General features: G+C 53.6%; 18 protein-coding genes and 2 pseudogenes. 5 read left to right on the forward strand and 15 right to left on the reverse strand.

Annotation, left to right across the window (positions count from 1 at the left end; all coding sequences use genetic code 11):
* Positions 1-125 precede the first annotated feature (125 nt).
* Both pagP and LA04_RS04090 read left to right on the forward strand, forming a co-directional pair.
* Positions 126-701 (forward strand): lipid IV(A) palmitoyltransferase PagP, encoded by a 576-nt coding sequence (pagP, locus tag LA04_RS04085; protein WP_047650568.1) that lies wholly within the window; start codon positions 126-128, stop codon positions 699-701.
* A gap of 190 nt (positions 702-891) precedes the next feature.
* Positions 892-1044 (forward strand): annotated as a pseudogene (locus LA04_RS04090) (cold shock domain-containing protein); the annotation flags it as partial.
* A gap of 196 nt (positions 1045-1240) precedes the next feature.
* On the opposite strand, the gene crcB reads toward LA04_RS04090, so the two are convergent.
* Positions 1241-1624: a fluoride efflux transporter CrcB gene (crcB, locus tag LA04_RS04095; protein ID WP_047650569.1), complete on the reverse strand. Its 384-nt coding sequence runs from the start codon at positions 1622-1624 to the stop codon at positions 1241-1243.
* 67 nt (positions 1625-1691) lie between these two features.
* Here crcB and LA04_RS04100 point away from each other — a divergent pair, with 67 nt between their 5' ends.
* Together LA04_RS04100 and tatE are read left to right on the forward strand one after the other, a co-directional pair.
* Positions 1692-2480: a deaminated glutathione amidase gene (locus LA04_RS04100; RefSeq protein ID WP_047650570.1), complete on the forward strand. Its 789-nt coding sequence runs from the start codon at positions 1692-1694 to the stop codon at positions 2478-2480.
* Between the two features lie 125 nt (positions 2481-2605).
* Positions 2606-2809 (forward strand): twin-arginine translocase subunit TatE, encoded by a 204-nt coding sequence (tatE, locus tag LA04_RS04105; protein WP_023310742.1) that lies wholly within the window; start codon positions 2606-2608, stop codon positions 2807-2809.
* Positions 2810-2890: 81 nt separating this feature from the next.
* Here the strand turns inward: tatE and lipA are convergent, their stop codons facing one another.
* The 14 genes and pseudogenes from lipA to leuS all read right to left on the reverse strand — a co-directional run bounded on the left by lipA (position 2891) and on the right by leuS (position 17855).
* A complete protein-coding gene (lipA, locus tag LA04_RS04110; RefSeq protein ID WP_023334887.1) occupies positions 2891-3856 on the reverse strand; it encodes a lipoyl synthase in 966 nt (321 codons plus the stop codon).
* Between the two features lie 207 nt (positions 3857-4063).
* A complete protein-coding gene (locus LA04_RS04115; protein ID WP_047650571.1) occupies positions 4064-5017 on the reverse strand; it encodes a YbeF family transcriptional regulator in 954 nt (317 codons plus the stop codon).
* Positions 5018-5308: 291 nt separating this feature from the next.
* Positions 5309-5950, reverse strand: coding sequence for a lipoyl(octanoyl) transferase LipB (gene lipB / locus LA04_RS04120; RefSeq protein WP_047650572.1), 642 nt, complete (start codon positions 5948-5950; stop codon positions 5309-5311).
* Between the two features lie 95 nt (positions 5951-6045).
* A complete protein-coding gene (gene ybeD, locus LA04_RS04125) occupies positions 6046-6309 on the reverse strand; it encodes a DUF493 family protein YbeD (protein ID WP_006177135.1) in 264 nt (87 codons plus the stop codon).
* A gap of 106 nt (positions 6310-6415) precedes the next feature.
* Positions 6416-7628, reverse strand: a pseudogene (gene dacA / locus LA04_RS04130) (D-alanyl-D-alanine carboxypeptidase DacA).
* A gap of 139 nt (positions 7629-7767) precedes the next feature.
* Positions 7768-8880 carry an endolytic peptidoglycan transglycosylase RlpA gene (gene rlpA / locus LA04_RS04135; RefSeq protein ID WP_047650573.1) on the reverse strand — a complete coding sequence of 371 codons (1113 nt, stop codon included), beginning with the start codon at positions 8878-8880 and terminating at the stop codon, positions 7768-7770.
* A 16-nt stretch (positions 8881-8896) separates the two neighbouring features.
* The gene (gene mrdB, locus LA04_RS04140; protein ID WP_047650574.1) at positions 8897-10009 is read right to left on the reverse strand and encodes a peptidoglycan glycosyltransferase MrdB; all 1113 of its coding nucleotides are present in this window, start codon (positions 10007-10009) and stop codon (positions 8897-8899) included.
* Positions 10010-10011: 2 nt separating this feature from the next.
* The gene (gene mrdA / locus LA04_RS04145) at positions 10012-11913 is read right to left on the reverse strand and encodes a peptidoglycan DD-transpeptidase MrdA (RefSeq protein ID WP_023310747.1); all 1902 of its coding nucleotides are present in this window, start codon (positions 11911-11913) and stop codon (positions 10012-10014) included.
* Between the two features lie 28 nt (positions 11914-11941).
* Entirely contained in the window at positions 11942-12409 is a 468-nt protein-coding gene (gene rlmH, locus LA04_RS04150) for a 23S rRNA (pseudouridine(1915)-N(3))-methyltransferase RlmH (protein ID WP_023310748.1), read from the reverse strand.
* A gap of 3 nt (positions 12410-12412) precedes the next feature.
* Positions 12413-12730, reverse strand: a complete 318-nt coding sequence (gene rsfS, locus LA04_RS04155; protein ID WP_023334893.1) for a ribosome silencing factor — start codon at positions 12728-12730, stop codon at positions 12413-12415.
* Between the two features lie 269 nt (positions 12731-12999).
* Positions 13000-13665, reverse strand: coding sequence for a nicotinate-nucleotide adenylyltransferase (gene nadD, locus LA04_RS04160; RefSeq protein ID WP_047650575.1), 666 nt, complete (start codon positions 13663-13665; stop codon positions 13000-13002).
* A complete protein-coding gene (gene holA, locus LA04_RS04165; RefSeq protein WP_047650576.1) occupies positions 13658-14689 on the reverse strand; it encodes a DNA polymerase III subunit delta in 1032 nt (343 codons plus the stop codon). The genes nadD and holA overlap by 8 nt, the downstream gene beginning before the upstream one ends.
* Positions 14689-15258, reverse strand: a complete 570-nt coding sequence (lptE, locus tag LA04_RS04170; RefSeq protein WP_047650577.1) for an LPS assembly lipoprotein LptE — start codon at positions 15256-15258, stop codon at positions 14689-14691. The genes holA and lptE overlap by 1 nt, the downstream gene beginning before the upstream one ends.
* Before the next feature lie 14 nt (positions 15259-15272).
* On the reverse strand, positions 15273-17855 hold the full coding sequence (gene leuS, locus LA04_RS04175) for a leucine--tRNA ligase (RefSeq protein WP_047650578.1): 2583 nt from the start codon (positions 17853-17855) through the stop codon (positions 15273-15275).
* A 214-nt stretch (positions 17856-18069) separates the two neighbouring features.
* Between leuS and LA04_RS04180 the strand changes: the two genes are divergently transcribed.
* Complete coding sequence (locus LA04_RS04180) at positions 18070-18552, forward strand: zinc ribbon-containing protein (protein ID WP_047650671.1); 483 nt, start codon at positions 18070-18072, stop codon at positions 18550-18552.
* The last annotated feature ends 52 nt before the right edge of the window (positions 18553-18604 follow it).

The following is an 18604-nucleotide window of genomic DNA, read 5'->3' on the forward strand; positions in this document are numbered from 1 at the left end:
GGCTTTCTTTAAGAATATTCCCGGGAAGTGGCCGAATAATTAGGAATAACGCCGATGCCGTTAAGCCTTTATTCAACTATGTTGTGGTAAACTTTGCCTCGAATACTAAGAATGGTAATTGCATTGTGATTGTACGTAATACATTTTTCTCTATTTTGTTGTTTATTTTTGGGCAGTTAACGTTTTCTTCTGTTGCACAGGCAGAAGAAAACGCGACGGATAAAGGCTGGTTTTCAACCTTTACGGATAATGTTTCCCAGACCTGGACGGCACCTGAACATTATGATCTCTATGTCCCGGCAATAACGTGGCATGCGCGTTTTGCTTATGACAAAGAGAAAACCGATAAATACAACGAGCGTCCGTGGGGCGCAGGTTTTGGCCAGTCCCGCTGGGATGAAAAGGGAAACTGGCATGGTATCTATCTGATGGCCTTCAAAGACTCGTTTAATAAATGGGAGCCGATTGGGGGATATGGCTGGGAGAAAACCTGGCGCCCGCTAGCGGACGAGAACTTCCACGTCGGTTTGGGCTATACCGCCGGGGTCACTGCACGTGACAACTGGAAATACATTCCAATCCCGGTGCTGCTGCCTTTGGCCTCTATTGGCTATGGTCCCGCAACGTTCCAGATGACCTACATTCCGGGTACGTATAACAACGGTAACGTTTACTTCGCCTGGATGCGTTTTCAGTTTTAACTGACAAAACGTTACATACTGGTGAAAAAACGCGCAGGCGCTGATTCATAAGCGATAAAAATCTGTCAGTGAAAATTAACGCGACTTTAGTCACTTTTTATCAAAGATCCGCTGGACAAAAGGTCCCACAATTGATGTACTGATAACCGACACAGCATTTGTGTCGTTTTTTAATGTAAAGGTAATTTTGATGTCTAAGATTAAAGGTAACGTTAAGTGGTTTAATGAGTCCAAAGGATTCGGTTTCATTACTCCTGAAGATGGCAGCAAAGACGTGTTCGTACACTTCTCTGCAATCCAGTCTAATGGTTTCAAAACTCTGGCTGAAGGTCAGCGTGTAGAGTAAAACCCGCTCACTGAGCGGGTTTTTTTCGTTTTAAATCAGCCTAGCAGATACATTTTCAGGAAGCTGGCAACGATCAGCACGCTCAACAACACCATTCCTGCGCTCATCAGACTCTGTTTCATTCTGTCACCCTCGTTCAGTACTGCATGCAGAGTGACAGAGAAAAATTAAGCCAACATTAACGGTTCGGTTGTTAATGCGCGCTTGCGGAAGAAAAGAGCCAAAATGCGATCCCCGTCATCGCAAAGGATCCGAGCATGTTAATCGCGATATTCATCAGTGCCCACCCGATACGGCCTTCCTGAAAGAGAAAAACCGTTTCCGCAGAAAAGGTTGAGAAGGTGGTCAAACCGCCGCAGAATCCGGTGGTAATCAATACTTTCCACATTGGGTCGATGTGCGTCATTCGATTAAACCAGGCCAGCCCCATACCAATGATGAAAGCACCAATCAGGTTTGCGGCAAGTGTTCCCATAGGAATCGCCTGATGCAGGGGATTAAACCGCATACTCAGAAACCATCGCGCAACGCTACCCGTTCCCCCACCAATAAAAACGGCTAAAAGTAGTTGTAACACGCTTAATACCTGCTATTTGATGTGTAAGAGTAGCGAGTTTAACGCCGTTTATGATGAGGGGACAAATATGTATGTAGCGGTAGGGCAGTTTGCCGTCACGCCTGACTGGCATGTGAATGCGAAAACATGCGTCAACCTGATGAAGCAGGCCCGGCAGAAAGGCGCGTCGCTGTTGGTTCTCCCCGAGGCGCTGCTGGCCAGAGCAGATAACGACCCGGATTTATCCGTAAAGTCCGCGCAGCCGCTGGACGGCGAATTCTTACAGCAATTGCTCGCCCAAAGCGCAGGCAATACGATGACGACGATCTTAACGATCCATGTTCCCTCCACGCCGGGCCGGGCGGTGAATACGCTGGTGGCGATTCGTGACGGGACCATAGTCGCACGCTACGCCAAGCTTCACCTCTATGATGCGTTCAGCATCCAGGAGTCGCGACGCGTTGACCCCGGAGACAATATCCCACCGCTGCTGGAGATTGACGGATTCAGGATCGGGCTGATGACCTGCTATGACCTGCGTTTTCCCGAGCTGGCGCTGCATCTGGCGCTGCAGGGGGCGGACGTACTGGTGCTGCCTGCCGCGTGGGTCAGAGGGCCGTTAAAAGAGCACCACTGGGCAACGCTGCTTGCGGCGCGCGCGCTGGATACCACCTGCTATGTCGTTGCCGCAGGAGAATGTGGCACGAAAAACATTGGGCAAAGTAGGGTGGTTGATCCGCTGGGGGTGACGATCGCCGCTGCCGCTGAAGCCCCGGATTTGCTGGTGGCGGAGATAAACTCAGAAAGAATTGCGCTTGCGCGTCAGCAATTACCCGTTCTTCGCAATCGTCGGTTTGCGCCACCGCAATTATTGTGATGTTTTTTTCAACAATGCTTGATTCACCTTGTTACAGATTGCTATTGTGTGCACGCGCTAAATGACCGTTAATACAGTCAGGTTTTGGCGCTGAATGCAGCCTGTTTTAAGTAAAGAAGGTATCTATGGGTGAGATTAGTATTACCAAACTGCTGGTGGTTGCCGCACTGGTCGTCCTGCTGTTTGGTACCAAGAAGTTACGCACGCTGGGTGGTGACCTGGGGGCTGCCATCAAAGGCTTTAAGAAAGCGATGAACGATGATGATGCAGCGGCGAAGAAAAGCGCCGAGGATGACGTCCCGGCAGACAAGCTTTCTCACAAAGAGTGACGGCAACGCCTGAGGGCTTGCGAAAAAAAACCGGCTCATGAGGCCGGTTTTTTTGTATTACTGTAAATGAATATTACAGCATTATTTAACTTCTTCGCCTTTAGCCTGCATATCGGCATGGTATGAGGAGCGCACGAATGGGCCGCAGGCTGCGTGGGTGAAGCCCATCGCCATCGCTTCGGCTTTCATTTCATCGAACTCGTCCGGACTCACGTAGCGCTGTACCGGCAGGTGGTGGCGGCTTGGCTGCAGATACTGGCCCAGGGTCAACATGGTCACACCGTGGCGGCGAAGATCGCGCATCACCTCGATGATTTCCTCATTGGTTTCACCCAGGCCCACCATCAGACCAGACTTGGTTGGAATATGCGGATGCGCTTCTTTGAAACGCTCCAGCAGTTTCAGGGACCAGTTATAGTCAGCGCCCGGACGCACCTGACGGTAGATACGCGGCACGTTCTCCAGGTTGTGGTTAAACACATCTGGCGGCGTTGCGGTGAGGATATCCAGCGCGCGGTCCATACGGCCGCGGAAATCAGGCACCAGCGTCTCGATTTTGATGTTAGGGCTTTTCTCGCGAATGGCCGTAATACAGTCGGCGAAGTGCTGAGCACCACCATCACGCAGGTCGTCACGGTCAACGGATGTGATAACCACATAACGCAGCGCCATGTCGGCGATGGTCTGCGCCAGTTTCTGGGGTTCGTTAGCATCAGGAGCGACTGGACGGCCATGAGCAACATCGCAGAACGGGCAGCGGCGGGTACAGATAGCACCCAGAATCATAAACGTCGCTGTACCGTGATTGAAACATTCAGCAAGGTTCGGGCAAGAGGCTTCTTCACAGACGGAGTGAAGGCCATTCTTGCGCATCGCCGCTTTGATCCCCTGGATACGCGAAGAGTCGGCCGGAAGTTTGATTTTCATCCATTCCGGTTTTCTTAACAGCGCCTCGCGCTCTGTAGCCACGTTTTTAACCGGGATAAGGGCCATTTTATCGGCATCGCGGTATTTAACACCGCGTTCCATCACAATGGGTTTACTCATAGCGTGCGTGTTCCAGTTGCGAATATCGAAGGAAAGCGTTTCAATTCAAGGGAATGTTGTATTTATCAACTATTTTTGAACGAACGACAGGCAGTATATCATTGAAACGGTCGTTAAAGCAGCCTGCCAGATCGCCAATTTGTAAAATAGTTGTTGTTTTGTGCCTTTTGCCCTGCGGGTTGCAGGGACTTGTGCTGGCTAAACCTGTCAGAAGGCCTGACGGATAATGCGGATGACGTTTTCCAGGACCGGATCGCGCAAACTCAGCTTGTTGTAATGCAGTGAAATCTCGATAGATTCCGCATTAAGCTGACTGAGCGGGATGCTTTCCAGCGGCCAGCATTTTTGTAGCAGGCTGTACAGGCGTGATGGCATAACGCACAGCATGTCGCTGCTGCCGATCAGGGATGCGGTGGTAAACATATTGTAACTGCTGAAGCTGATCTGACGTTCCGGGAAAATTTCATCAATACGCTGACGAAGTGCATGATTAGATTGCCCTTCGGTCATGAAAGATGAGTGGTCGTAGTTGCGCAGGTTTTCGATGGTTAACGGCTCGCTAAGAGCAGGATGCTGCTGGCGGCAAACCAATACCAGGTTATCCGCATAAAGCACATTTTGCCCCAGAGCTCTGGCACTGAAGCTGCCGCTTTCAATAATCAGGTCCGTCTGGAACTGGGCAAGCTGAATGTCAGGTTCTTTGAGAGGCACGTTGCGTAACAGAAGCTGCGGCGCATGCTCTTTCACGGCCTGAAAGATCGCAGGCATGACCAGCACCCCTACAGAAGGGGAACAGCCGATGGTGATGGTTCGCTGCTTATCATAGCTTCCGGTTAAATCAAGTGCGCCCAGAATCGACTCAAGCCCCTGGCTGATGTACTCATGAAGATGGGTAGCGTAAGCCGTCGGCGTTACCCCCTGGCCCTTACGGATAAATAACGGGTCAGGAAATATAGCGCGAAGCTTTTGGATTGACTGACTTATTGCTGATGGCGTGAGATTAAGAATTTTCGCAGCGTTAACGATACCCTTATGGACATATACTGCCTCAAAAATAGTCAGTAAATTGAGATCAATATTACGTAAAGTCCGAAAAATTTGCGGCTTGTCTTCGCCACCGGGTTCATTCAGTCGTTTGGCCGGTAAATTATTATACTCCACGCTTTCACTCCGTATACATTCACAATATGAATGATAGTTGAATTTATTTATTATGCTTGTAGAGATTCGTAAAGTGTTGGTTTTGTTTCACTTGTTTATCAAAAACAAACAGTTGTGTGATAATTGCTCACATTACTTATGCCGTGTTTGCCATGCTTGCTGGAGGCTAAATAATATGTAGCGATAATATTCGGGCGCTTCGAAAATATAGAATCCGCGGATTATTGTAAAGCGCAAAAGCGGTAAATAAACAGCGGCCCGTCAAATTAGCGAGCCCTGTAGTATGATATATTAAGCAGGGATATATTCGTGCGGGGGATTGTTAAGTAGTGCTAACATATGCTTTAAAAGCACGGGACGAATATGTTCTGGCGTAGCGGTTTCAACCCACTGACACATTTGCGTCATTTCCATGCCGGCGTAGCCGCAGGGGTTTATGCGCTGGAAAGGCGCGAGATCCATATTAATATTCAAGGCCAGGCCATGGAATGAGCAGCCTTTACGAATACGCAGCCCCAGAGAACAAATCTTCATTTCCCCAACGTAGACGCCCGGCGCATCGGCGCGCGGATGCGCGTCAATACCATATTCTGCCAGGGTGTTGACGACAGTGTTTTCAAGTAAGGTCACCAGTTCACGCACGCCCAGCTTTCTACGCTTCAGATTGAGCAGGACGTACATCACCTGCTGCCCGGGCCCATGATACGTGACCTGACCGCCGCGATCGCTCTGAATAACCGGGATATCTCCCGTCACTAGCAAATGCTCTGCTTTACCCGCCTGGCCCTGCGTAAATACCGGCAGGTGTTCGACCAGCCAGATTTCATCTGGGGTGCTGTCATCGCGTGAATCGGTGAAGTCATGCATGGCCTGGGAGACAGGCTCATAAGGTTGCAGCCCGAGGTGACGGACCAGAATTTTATCCTGATACAAAACTGCGTCTCCGAAGACGAGGGACAAAAGGTGTGGGGGAGTATATCACAGCGGGGGAGAGGGGTTACCCGGCAAACCGGGTAACCGCAAAGGGACTACAGCACCATACGAACAATTTCGATATTGCCGAGCTCTTCGTACAGCGTTTCCACCTGCTCAATGTGTGTCGCAGTGATGGTAATAGAAACCGAGTGGTAGTTGCCCTTGCTGCTTGGTTTTACTGACGGAGAGTAGTCACCCGGCGCATGGCGCTGTACCACTTCAACCACCTGATCAACCAGCTCAGGTTTCGCCAGACCCATTACTTTGTAGGTAAATGAGGTAGGGAATTCAAGCAGTTCGTTAAGTTTGGTTTTCATGTCAGCTCCGGCGTAACGTCAAAAAATAATAACTCCCACGTCAGGTGGGAGTTATCAGGATACTTAGTATATGGGGATCAAAATCACGCTTTCAAGTGTTCAATTTTTAACCAAACCAGTGATGGAACATCAATTTAATGTAATCAATGATTTTGCCGAAGAAATTGCCTTCAGGAATTTCCTGCAGGACAACCAGCGGACGCTGATCGATCGTTTTGCCATCCAGCTGGAAGTTGATCGTGCCCACAACCTGGTTTTTCTGCAGCGGGGCGTGCAGTTCGGTGCTGTTCAGCACGTAGCTGGCTTTCAGATCCTTTCATACGACCGCGTGGAATGGTCAGGTAGAGGTCTTTATCAACGCCGAGTGAAGCACGGTCGTTGTCGCCGAACCAGACGGGTTCAGACGCAAACTCTTTGCCTGCTTTCAGTGGGTTCACGGTTTCGAAGAAGCGGAAGCCCCAGGTCAGCAGTTTCTTGCTTTCGGTTTCACGACCTTTAAAGGTGCGGCCGCCCATCACGGCAGAGATCAGACGCATCTGACCTTCAGTGGCAGAAGCCACCAGGTTGTAGCCCGCTTTGTCGGTGTGGCCAGTTTTGATGCCGTCAACGTTCAGGCTGTTATCCCACAGCAGGCCGTTACGGTTGGTCTGACGAATACCGTTGAAGGTGAACTCTTTCTCTTTATAAATAGAGTATTCATTAGGGACATCGCGGATCAGCGCCTGACCAATCAGGGCCATATCACGTGCGGAGCTGTACTGACCGTCTGCGTCCAGGCCGTGTACGGTCTGGAAATGGCTGTTTTTCAGACCCAGCGCATTAACGTAGCTGTTCATCAGGCCCACGAATGCGTCCTGGCTACCGGCGGCGAAATCGGCCATTGCCACGCAGGCATCGTTACCCGACTGCAGGTTGATACCGCGAATCAGCTGGGAAACAGGAACCTGCATACCCGGCTTCAGGAACATCAGAGAGGAACCTTTGAATACAGGGTTTCCGGTTGCCCACGCATCGTTACCGATGGTGACCAGATCCGATTCTTTGAATTTACCAGCCTTCATCGCCTGGCCGATAACATAGCTGGTCATCATTTTGGTCAGGCTGGCCGGGTCACGGCGGGCATCGGCATTCTGTTCTGCCAGCACTTTGCCAGAGTTGTAATCGATCAGGATGTAGGATTCCGCGTCGATTTGCGGAACGCCAGGGATCATGGTCTTGATATTCAGGTCATCGGCGTGAGCTGCAGAGAGCGCAGCCGCGCAAAGGGCCGTGGTCAGCGCCATGCGCTGCACAAAACGAGCAGAAAAAGTGGTCTTCATGGTCAGAACTACGACATCCGTGATGGAATTAAAAAAAGTGCCTTACTATAGCAAATGCTATTCAGGCAGGCATCCGACTTTAAGCATGAGTTTGTGAATGTGTTTTACACAAACTGACAATTCGGATACCGCCGGTTAATTATTTCGCAACAGCGATAAATGACTGAAGTTGAGCTTCATTCTGCAGACGCTGCTGCAGGGACGCGGCCTGCGATTTGCTGGCAAACGGTCCCATCTGAATGCGCCAGACCGCGCCGTTCTGTTCAACGCGTCCCGGTACGCCAAACTGCTGGCTCAGACGCTGTTGATACTGTTTGGCCCGGGCCTGATCGCTCACTGCGCCTACCTGAACCATATAGCTGCCGCTGGCCGCTGTTGGAGCCGCCACCGCCGCACTTTGCGTGGCCGCTGGCGCCGTTACGGGAGCCGGCTGAGTTGCTGGTGCCGCAACGGGAGCAGGGGCTGGAGTCGGCTCACTGCCTTCCAGCACGCCTGAGGCTAAGGTCGTCGGTGCGCCAAGAAAACCGCTACTCTTTACCGGCGCGCCGGTAGAATCCTCGCTTTGCAGCGTGTCATTGCTGATCGGACGTATTTCTCCCCCCGGCTGAGCAGGCTCTGCCGGAGACGAGACGCTTCCCATCCCGCCGTCAAGATTTGGGCGGTCAGGAAGGGCATAGGTCTGTTTTGCCACCGTCGTACACGCGGTTCCCGGCCCGGAGAGCGAACCATCCTGCGCGACGATAATCGGATCAATACGGACCTTGGTGTTGTTTGAGGTGTTCAGGCGATCGGCAGACGCGCGCGACAGGGAAATCACACGGTCATTCCCGTACGGGCCGCGGTCGTTGATACGCACGACGATCATGCGGCCATTCGCCAGGTTGGTGATACGGGCGTAGCTCGGGATCGGCAGCGTCGGATGTGCTGCCGTCAGCTGCATTGGGTCGAACGCTTCCCCGGAAGCCGTCAGGTTACTGCCTGGCTCGGCATCATAAATGGCGGCAAAACCCGCCTGACTAAAACGGGAAGGATCCTGAACAATTTTATAGCTTTTGCCGTCGCGCTCGTAATCCTGATTGGCACTGGCATTCAGCGGTTCATAAACGGGATCGGCACCGCTGATTTCAACGATCGGGCCATTACACACCGCAGGCTGCGGCGGCGCGACGGTTGCCTGTTGCTGACCATCATCACTTGTGCAGGCCGCAAGTAAACTTGCCGCGATGCAGATCCCCAGCCACTGCTTACGCATTCCGATCCCCTTATTTTTATACGCTTTTTGACAACATTTTTCTGTGGGTATGGATCGACATCACGATACCAAACCCAGCCATCAACACGATCAGTGCCGAGCCTCCGTAACTCACCAGCGGCAGCGGTACGCCTACCACCGGCAGAATACCACTCACCATACCAATATTTACGAAGACATAAACGAATAAAATCAGCATCAACCCGCCGGCCATGACGCGACCAAAGGTGGTTTGCGCGCGTGCTGCAATCCACAATCCCCGCATGATCAGCAGGACGTACAGCGCCAGCAATATTAAGATGCCAACCAGCCCCAGCTCTTCCGCCAGTACCGCAAAGATAAAGTCGGTGTGACGTTCAGGTAAAAACTCCAGCTGCGACTGCGTGCCGTGCAGCCAGCCTTTACCGCGCAGGCCGCCGGAGCCAATTGCAATCTTGGACTGAATAATATGATAGCCCGCGCCCAGCGGATCGGTTTCCGGATCGAGCAGCATCATGACGCGCTGGCGCTGGTAATCATGCATCAGGAAGAACCAGAGGATAGGAATGAACGCCGCAACCAGCACCACCGCGATACCAATCAGGCGCCAGCTCAGTCCCGACAGGAAAAGGACAAACAGGCCGGAAAGGGCGATAAGAATTGAGGTGCCAAGGTCAGGCTGCGCCGCAACCAGCAGCGTCGGCAGGAAAATAAGCACCAGCGCGATGGCGGTATTTTTCAGAGACGGTGGACAGACGTCGCGGTTGATAAAGCGTGCCACCATCAACGGAACGGCGATTTTGGCAATTTCCGAGGGCTGGAAGCGGACAACGCCCAGATCCAGCCAGCGCTGCGCGCCTTTTGAAATGGCGCCAAACGCATCTACCGCAACCAGCAAAATAATACAGAAGATGTAGAGATAGGGGGCCCAGCCTTCGTATACGCGCGGCGGGATTTGCGCCATCACTACCATAATGATCAGGCCCATGGCGATCTGGCCGATTTTGCGCTCCATCATGCCGATGTCCTGGCCGCTGGCGCTCCAGATAACCAGGGCGCTGTAAACCAGCAGAGCCAGCAGGATCAGCAGCATGGCTGGGTCGATGTGGATTTTGTCCCACAGCGATTTTTTATTTGGATTATCCGTCATGATTATTGGTCCTCCGCCGCAGCGGCGGCCGGGTTTTCAGCCGGCAGTTCGGTGTTGTTATCACCCAGCATAATGTGGTCAAGGATCTGGCGCATGATGGTCCCTACTGCTGGTCCGGCACCGCCGTTCTCCAGAATCATCGCTACCGCGACCTGCGGGTTATCATAAGGGGCAAACGCCGTCATCAGCTTATGGTCACGCAGACGTTCAGCAATGCGGTGCGCGTTATAGGTTTCGTTGGCTTTCAGACCAAACACCTGCGCAGTACCCGATTTTGCGGCTACTTTATACGGCGTACCGGCGAAGTACTTATGCGCGGTACCGTTCGGGCGATTTGCCACGCCGTACATACCGTCTTTCGCAATTTCCCAGAAGCCGGAATGAATGTCTCCCACCGGGGCCTCGTGCGGCTGATTCCACGGCACTTTTTTGCCGTCTTCAACCGTGCTCTGCAGCAGATGAGGCACTTTTACCACGCCGTCATTGATGAGGATCATCATGGCTTTGTTCATCTGAATCGGCGTCGCTGTCCAGTAACCCTGGCCGATACCCACCGGAATGGTGTCACCCTGATACCACGGTTTTTTAAAGCGCTTCAGCTTCCATTCACGCGTTGGCATGTTGCCAGAACGTTCTTCTGAAAGGTCAACGCCGGTGTAATGCCCGTAGCCGAATTTGCTCATCCACTCAGACAGGCGGTCGATACCCATGTCATACGCCACCTGATAGAAGAAGGTATCCGCGGATTCCTCCAGCGATTTGGTGACGTTCAGATGACCGTGGCCCCATTTTTTCCAGTCACGATAGCGCTTATCTGAACCCGGCAGCTGCCACCAGCCCGGGTCAAACAGGCTGGTATTACGGTTGATGACGCCGGCACTTAGCGCAGAGACCGCCACGTACGGTTTAACCGTTGATGCTGGCGGGTAAACCCCTTGCGTCGCGCGGTTCACCAGCGGCGTGTTCGGGTCATTCAGCAGACCGGAATAGTCTTTACTGGAAATACCGTCCACGAAGAGGTTCGGGTCATAGCTAGGCATGGAGACCATCGCCAGGATGCCGCCGGTACGAGGATCGGTGACCACAACGGCTGCACGGCTGCCCGCCAGCAGGGTTTCGATGTACTGCTGAAGTTTAAGATCGAGCGTCAGATAGACGTCATGCCCCGCCTGAGGCGGCACTTCTTTCAGCTGGCGGATCACGCGGCCGCGGTTGTTAACTTCAACCTCTTCATAGCCGGTTTGCCCGTGCAGAACGTCTTCGTAGTAACGTTCGATCCCCAGCTTACCGATATCGTGCGTTGCAGCGTAGTTGGCCAGCTTGCCGTCTTTATCAAGGCGGTCAACGTCTTTGTCGTTAATCTTGGAAACGTAGCCAATCACATGCGTCAGCGCGGAGCCGTAGGGATAGTAGCGACGCTTATATCCCTTCACTTCCACGCCGGGGAAACGGTACTGATTTACCGCAAAGCGGGCCACCTGGACTTCCGTCAGATTGGTTTTAACCGGAATAGATGTGAAGCGGTGAGAGCGGGCGCGCTCTTTTTTGAAGGCCGCAATATCGTCATCGTTAAGGTCGACAACGCTTTTTAGCGCTTCCAGCGTATCCTGAACATTATCGACTTTTTCCGGCATCATCTCGATTTGATAGATGGTGCGGTTCAACGCCAGCGGAGTGCCGTTACGATCGTAAATAATGCCGCGGCTGGGTGCGATAGGCACCAGCTTAATGCGGTTTTCGTTTGAACGCGTCTGGTAGTCGGTAAAGCGGACAATTTGCAGATTATAGAGGTTGGCGATCAGCACGCCGGTAAGCAGCAAAATCCCGGTAAAGGCGACCAGCGCCCGGCGCACAAACAGCGCGGACTCAGCCGTATAGTCGCGAAAAGAATTCTGTAGTTTCATCCGCTGCTTAATCTACCCTGGTCAGTCATTACTCGCGGTGATAGGGGTGGTTGGTAGTAATGCTCCACGCGCGATACAGGCTTTCTGCCACCAGTACCCGAACGAGCGGGTGGGGAAGCGTCAGCGCGGAGAGAGACCAACTTTGTTCAGCCGCCGCTTTGCAGGCAGGGGATAACCCTTCTGGTCCGCCAATCAACAGACTGACGTCACGACCATCCTGCTTCCAGCGCTCCAGTTCTTGCGCCAGCTGCGGCGTATCCCAGGGTTTACCTGGAATATCGAGGGTGACGATGCGGTTTTTGCCTGCGGCAGCCAGCATCAGTTCGCCCTCTTTATCGAGAATACGTTTGATATCAGCGTTCTTGCCGCGCTTACCGGCGGGAATTTCCACCAGCTCGAACGGCATGTCTTTTGGAAAACGACGCAGATATTCAGTAAAACCGGTTTGTACCCAGTCCGGCATTTTGGTGCCGACGGCGACCAGCTGTAACTTCACGCATTAACCCCAGAGTTTTTCCAGCTCATACAGGCGACGGCTCTCGTCCTGCATGACGTGGACAATCACATCGCCGAGGTCGACAACCACCCAGTCAGCCGTCGCTTCACCTTCAACACCCAGCGGCAACAGCCCTGCTGCACGCGATTCCTGAACCACGTGATCGGCAATTGAAACAACATGACGCGTCGATGTACCGGTGCAGATAATCATGCAGTCGGTAATACTGGATTTACCCTTAACGTCGATAGCGATGATGTCCTGACCTTTCAGGTCATCAATTTTGTCAATAACAAAATCCTGGAGTGCTTTACCCTGCAAGTTTTCCCCCTGGGGTGAATGAGATTGTAAAACTTTGAATTCGTAGCCAGACAGTATACCTGAACTCACGCCTGCGTCGGGACAAATGTCTCCGGCCGGGCTTTTGAAGGCGGGTATCATCCCACCCTCCGCCTGAGATTGCATTGCCATTTTTGTAAAACAATTTCTGTAAAGCAATGATCGGCGGGAAAGTCTGGCAGCGGAGAATAACAGTATGGCTTACCCTGTCAAGGCAGGATAAACAATAAGCCGCTTTTTATGCTCTCCGGCTATTCATCTGCGCTTTTCTGATACAAACCGTGCGCATGGATATAGGCCAGCACCGGGGTTGGCAGCAGATCGTCACACGCTAAACCCTGCTGTAAACGCTCGCGAATGAGGGTCGCAGAGATATCGAACCACGGCGTTTCCGCCAGATAGATCTTCCCGGCAGGCTGGTTGTGAAGATCTTCGACATTATCGGTGAGGTGATCTTCCAGCCACTGCTGGTACTGCTCTTCGCGCATGGTCAGCGGATAGCCGGGACGGCGGCAGACGAGCAGGTGGCTGTTCTCCAGGATGGTTTCATACTGATGCCACGTGGGGAAGTTCAGCAGGGAATCCTGGCCGATGATAAAAGCCAGAGGCTGGTCTGGCCCTTGTTCGGCGCGCCACTCCTGAAGCGTCTGCGAGGTCCAGGAGGGCGTGTCGCGACGCAGCTCACGCTCGTCAAGTCGGAACAGCGGTTTATCTGAGATGGCAAGGGCAAGCATCTCTTTTCGCTGCTCGCTGGTCGCCTCGGGCTGTGGACGATGGGGCGGGACATTGTTGGGCATGATGGTGACGCGCTGAAGCCCGATCAGATTCGCCAGAATTTCAACCGGCTTCAGGTGCCCGTAATGGACCGGGTCGAAGGTGCCGCCATATAAGGCCTGTAAAGAATGCATGCTATCCATCAATAAAAACGTCTGCCAGCGCCTTGTGGCAGAGCAGCAGAGAAAGGCTTTCCAGCTCCGCCCAGACCGACTGGCCATAATCTTGTTTTAACGTGAGCTCAGCGCGCATCAGAAGCTGCACAGCCTGACGAAGCTGTTCATGACTCAGGCGGTTGACGGCCTCGGTGATCAAAGCCCGGCGATTTTGCCACACGCGGTGTTTATCAAAGAGCGAACGCAGCGGCGTATGGGCAGACTGACGCTTGAGCGTAATCAGCAGCAGCAATTCGCGCTGCAGCGTACGCAGCAGAATAACCGGTTCGCTCCCTTCGAGACGCAGCTGTTGCAGAATATGCAGGGCGCGTTTGCTCTTCGCCGACAGCAGCGCGTCCACCCAGTGGAACGGCGTGAAGTGCGCCGCGTCGTTAACGGCCTGCTCGACGCGCGGTAAGGTCAGCTTGCCATCCGGCCAGAGCAGGGAGAGTCTGTCCAGCGCCTGCGTCAGGGCCAGCAGGTTACCTTCATAGCAGTAGCAGAGCAGTTGGTTCGCCGCATCATCTAACTGAAGGTTGTTCTGCTTCGCTCTCGCTGCCACCCATTTTGGCAGATGCGCCTGTTCAGGCGTCTGACAGGTGACCTGCACCGCGTGGGCTGCGAGTTGGGTGAACCACGCCGCATTTTCCTGCGCTTTGGTGAGCTTGTTGCCGCGCACAATCAGCAGCAGATCGCTGTGAAGCAGGCTGACCAGCGTGGCCAGCTGTTCATTGATGGCCGCGTTAGGACCGTTCTCCGGCAGCAGGATCTGAATAGTCTGGCGTGACGCAAAAAGGCTCATCGCCTGACAGAGTGAGAAGAGGGCATTCCAGTCGGTGTTGTTATCCAGCTGGACGGTGTGGTGTTCATCGAAGCCCTGAGAGGTGGCCTCATGCCGCACGGCATCCAGGCTTTCCTGAAGTAATAACGGATCGTTTCCAAGAAGCAGATACGCCGCGCGCAGCCCTTCTTTGAGCTGCGCGCGGAGTTGTTCAGGATACAGCCTGATCATCATTTACCCAGAGAGTTAGCAGCAGGAAGCGTGCCAGCAACCGGTTTTTCAACAATGTCAGAACCTTGTCGGGTAGACGCTGCAATGCCTGGCAGTTTACGAATCAGCTGTTCCGCCGCCTTGTCGTACATTTCGTTGATGATAATCTGCTGTTCGGCATCTTTTGCCAGCGCCGTCTGCGGGTTGTCGAAGAACGAACGGTACACTTTCGCGCTGATCGGGTAGATGTCTTTACCCGGGATCAGGACCGCTGCGTTGACCGTCAGCACCATCTGATACTCTGCGGTACGGCCATCCTGGAAGATAGAGGCTGTATCTCTCGACAGACCTCCTCCGAGGATACGCAGAGACGGTACATCCTGGCGCAGCGTTTGTTTCTCAACAAGCTCAACGCCATTCAGACGCAGCTGATTACGAACTGCCCGGCTGAGTGGACCATTCGGATCTGATGAGTCGAAAATCATCGTTTTCATCTCAGCAGGCACCGCCGTGGTATTGCGCAGGTGCCAGCCACAGCCAGCGGTGACAAGCACCGCCAGTGATAAGAGTATTGTTGCCAGTTGTCGCACGTTTCCTCCCGCGCTTAGCCAACGACCAGATTGAGCAGTTTACCCGGTACGTAGATCACTTTACGTACGGTAACGCCCTCAAGATATTTTGCGACCAGAGGTTCCTGGCCCGCGCGCTCGCGAACCTGTTCTTCGGTTGCATCGACCGCCACGGTAATTTTACCGCGGACTTTGCCGTTTACCTGGACCACAACCAGCGTCGTGTTTTCCACCATCGCGGCTTCGTCAGCCTGCGGCCACGGTGCGTTGTCGATATCGCCTTCGCCTTTCAGCTCCTGCCACAGGGTAAAGCTAACGTGTGGAGTGAACGGGTTCAGCATGCGAACGACGGCCAGCAGCGCTTCACGCATGAGGGCACGATCCTGCTCACCGTCCTGCGGAGCCTTCGCCAGCTTGTTCATCAGTTCCATAATAGCCGCAATTGCGGTATTGAAGGTCTGACGACGACCAATATCATCGGTCACTTTCGCAATCGTTTTATGAACATCGCGACGCAGCGCCTGCTGATCTTCAGTCAGTGCGGCGGCGTTCAGCGCCGGGGCATCGCCCAGTGCAGTGTGTTCGTAAACCAGTTTCCAGACGCGTTTCAGGAAGCGGTTCGCCCCTTCCACGCCGGACTCCTGCCATTCCAGGGTCATGTCCGCCGGAGAGGCAAACATCATGAACAGACGCACGGTATCCGCACCGTAACGCTCAACCATCACCTGCGGATCGATACCGTTGTTTTTCGACTTGGACATCTTGCTCATGCCGGTGTAGACCAGTTCATGACCTTCGGCGTCTTTCGCCTTAACGATACGGCCCTTCTCGTCACGCTCGACGATCGCATCAACCGGTGAAACCCAGTTACGCTCGCCGTTGGCACCAACATAATAGAACGCATCTGCCAGCACCATGCCCTGACACAGCAGCTGTTTTGCTGGTTCGTCAGAGTTCACCATGCCTGCATCGCGCATCAATTTGTGGAAGAAGCGGAAGTAGAGCAGGTGCATGATGGCGTGTTCGATGCCGCCGATGTAGATGTCTACCGGCAGCCAGTAGTTCGCTGCTTTGGAATCCAGCATGCCGTCCTGATACTGCGGGCAGGTGTAGCGGGCATAGTACCAGGATGACTCCATAAAGGTGTCAAAAGTGTCGGTTTCACGCAGCGCAGGCTGACCGTTGACGGTGGTTTTTGCCCACTCAGGATCGGCTTTGATCGGGCTGGTGATACCGTCCATGACCACGTCTTCCGGCAGGATCACCGGGAGCTGATCTTCCGGCGTTGGCATCACGGTGCCATCTTCCAGCGTCACCATTGGAATTGGCGCACCCCAGTAACGCTGACGGGACACGCCCCAGTCGCGCAGACGGAAGTTAACTTTACGCTCGCCCACGCCCAGAGAGGCCAGCTTATCGGCGATGGCGTTGAAGCCCTCTTCGAAGCTCAGGCCGCTGAATTCACCGGAGTTAAACAGGGTGCCTTTTTCAGTCAGCGCTTGTTCGGACAGATCGGGTTCAGAACCATCGGCGGCCAGAATAACGGCTTTGATCGGCAGGCTGTATTTGGTGGCAAACTCGTAGTCGCGCTGGTCGTGTCCCGGTACGGCCATTACCGCGCCTGTACCGTACTCCATCAGCACGAAGTTCGCTGCCCAGACTGGAATCGCTTCGCCAGTCAGTGGATGCTTCGCATAGAAGCCTGTCGCGACGCCTTTTTTCTCCATCGTCGCCATGTCGGCTTCGGCCACTTTGGTGTTGCGGCACTCGTCGATGAAGGTTGCCAGCTCCGGGTTGTTTTCTGCCGCTTTCTGCGCCAGCGGGTGACCTGCGGCCACGGCCAGGTAGGTCGCGCCCATGAAGGTGTCCGGACGGGTGGTGTAGACGGTCAGGGTCTGGTCGTAGTTCTCAACGTTGAAGGTAATCTCCACGCCTTCAGAACGGCCGATCCAGTTGCGCTGCATGGTCTTAACGGTATCTGGCCAGTGGTCGAGGTTATCCAGATCGTTCAGCAGCTCATCAGCGTAAGCGGTGATTTTGATAAACCACTGTGGGATCTCTTTACGCTCAACTTTAGTGTCACAGCGCCAGCAGCAGCCGTCGATAACCTGTTCGTTCGCGAGAACGGTCTGGTCATTCGGACACCAGTTAACGGCAGAGGTCTTCTTATACACCAAGCCTTTTTTATACAGCTCGGTGAAGAACTTCTGCTCCCAGCGATAGTATTCCGGGGTACAGGTTGCCAGCTCGCGGCTCCAGTCATAGCCAAAGCCCAGCATTTTGAGCTGGTTTTTCATGTACGCGATGTTGTCGTACGTCCACGGCGCCGGCGCGGTGTTGTTTTTGACCGCCGCGCCTTCCGCAGGCAGACCGAACGCATCCCAGCCGATAGGCTGCAGAACGTTTTTACCCAGCATGCGCTGGTAGCGTGCAATCACATCGCCGATGGTGTAGTTACGCACATGGCCCATGTGTAGTCGACCAGAAGGATAGGGAAGCATCGACAGGCAGTAATACTTCTCTTTGCTCTCGTCTTCGGTTACTTCAAAGGTGCGCTTCTCGTCCCAGTGTTGCTGGACTTTTGATTCTATCTCTTCCGGGCGGTATTGCTCTTGCATGGCAGCCAGTGGTCCTGTTTTCAATACAGCTACAAATGTAGCCAATGGATGTGGTAATTCAGATCCGCATAGCATAGCCCAAACGCCCGCGTCAAAACAGCCTTTCGCACAAATGCGCTTTGCAGGAATTTACCGGGTCTGTGCTTCACCTGACAAAGCGGCGCTGAAATAAGGTCTATTATTAGAAATAGTTACTTACCCGGGAGGCAAAATGATGAACAAGGTTGCTCAATTTTACCGCGAACTGGTGGCGACGCTGACGGAACGGCTGCGTAACGGCGAGCGAGATATCGACGCGCTGGTGGAGCAAGCGCGTGCCCGCGTGACGCAAACGGGTGAGTTAACGTTAACCGAAGTGGAAGAGGTGACGCGCGCCGTGCGTCGCGATCTGGAAGAGTTTGCGCGCAGCTACCAGGAGAGTCAGGAGGAGGTCACGGACAGCGTTTTTATGCGGGTGATTAAAGAGAGCCTGTGGCAAGAGCTGGCCGACATCACGGATAAAACGCAGCTGGAGTGGCGCGAGGTTTTTCAGGATTTGAACCATCACGGTGTTTATCACAGTGGTGAGGTGGTCGGCTTGGGAAATCTGGTGTGCGAGAATTGCCACCACCATATTGCGGTATATACGCCGGATGTCCTGCCGCTGTGTCCGAAATGCGGCCACGATCAGTTCCAGCGTCGTCCTTTTGAGCCCTAAATAAAAGCGCAGGTTTGCTCCCTCTCCCCGTGGGAGAGGGCCGGGTGAGGGC

The sequence above is a fragment of the Enterobacter sp. UCD-UG_FMILLET genome, from assembly GCF_000762975.1.
GTDB lineage: Bacteria > Pseudomonadota > Gammaproteobacteria > Enterobacterales > Enterobacteriaceae > Enterobacter > Enterobacter dykesii.

Bases quoted from the DNA above. Each gene is read 5' to 3' on its own strand.
- LA04_RS04100 (WP_047650570.1), top strand. From the start codon at position 1,692: ATGTATGTAGCGGTAGGGCAGTTTGCCGTCACGCCTGACTGGCATGTG.
- tatE (WP_023310742.1), top strand. From the start codon at position 2,606: ATGGGTGAGATTAGTATTACCAAACTGCTGGTGGTTGCCGCACTGGTC.
- lipA (WP_023334887.1), bottom strand. From the start codon at position 3,856: ATGAGTAAACCCATTGTGATGGAACGCGGTGTTAAATACCGCGATGCC.
- ybeD (WP_006177135.1), bottom strand. From the start codon at position 6,309: ATGAAAACCAAACTTAACGAACTGCTTGAATTCCCTACCTCATTTACC.
- rlpA (WP_047650573.1), bottom strand. From the start codon at position 8,880: ATGCGTAAGCAGTGGCTGGGGATCTGCATCGCGGCAAGTTTACTTGCG.
- mrdB (WP_047650574.1), bottom strand. From the start codon at position 10,009: ATGACGGATAATCCAAATAAAAAATCGCTGTGGGACAAAATCCACATC.
- mrdA (WP_023310747.1), bottom strand. From the start codon at position 11,913: ATGAAACTACAGAATTCTTTTCGCGACTATACGGCTGAGTCCGCGCTG.
- nadD (WP_047650575.1), bottom strand. From the start codon at position 13,665: ATGGATAGCATGCATTCTTTACAGGCCTTATATGGCGGCACCTTCGAC.
- holA (WP_047650576.1), bottom strand. From the start codon at position 14,689: ATGATCAGGCTGTATCCTGAACAACTCCGCGCGCAGCTCAAAGAAGGG.
- leuS (WP_047650578.1), bottom strand. From the start codon at position 17,855: ATGCAAGAGCAATACCGCCCGGAAGAGATAGAATCAAAAGTCCAGCAA.
- LA04_RS04180 (WP_047650671.1), top strand. From the start codon at position 18,070: ATGAACAAGGTTGCTCAATTTTACCGCGAACTGGTGGCGACGCTGACG.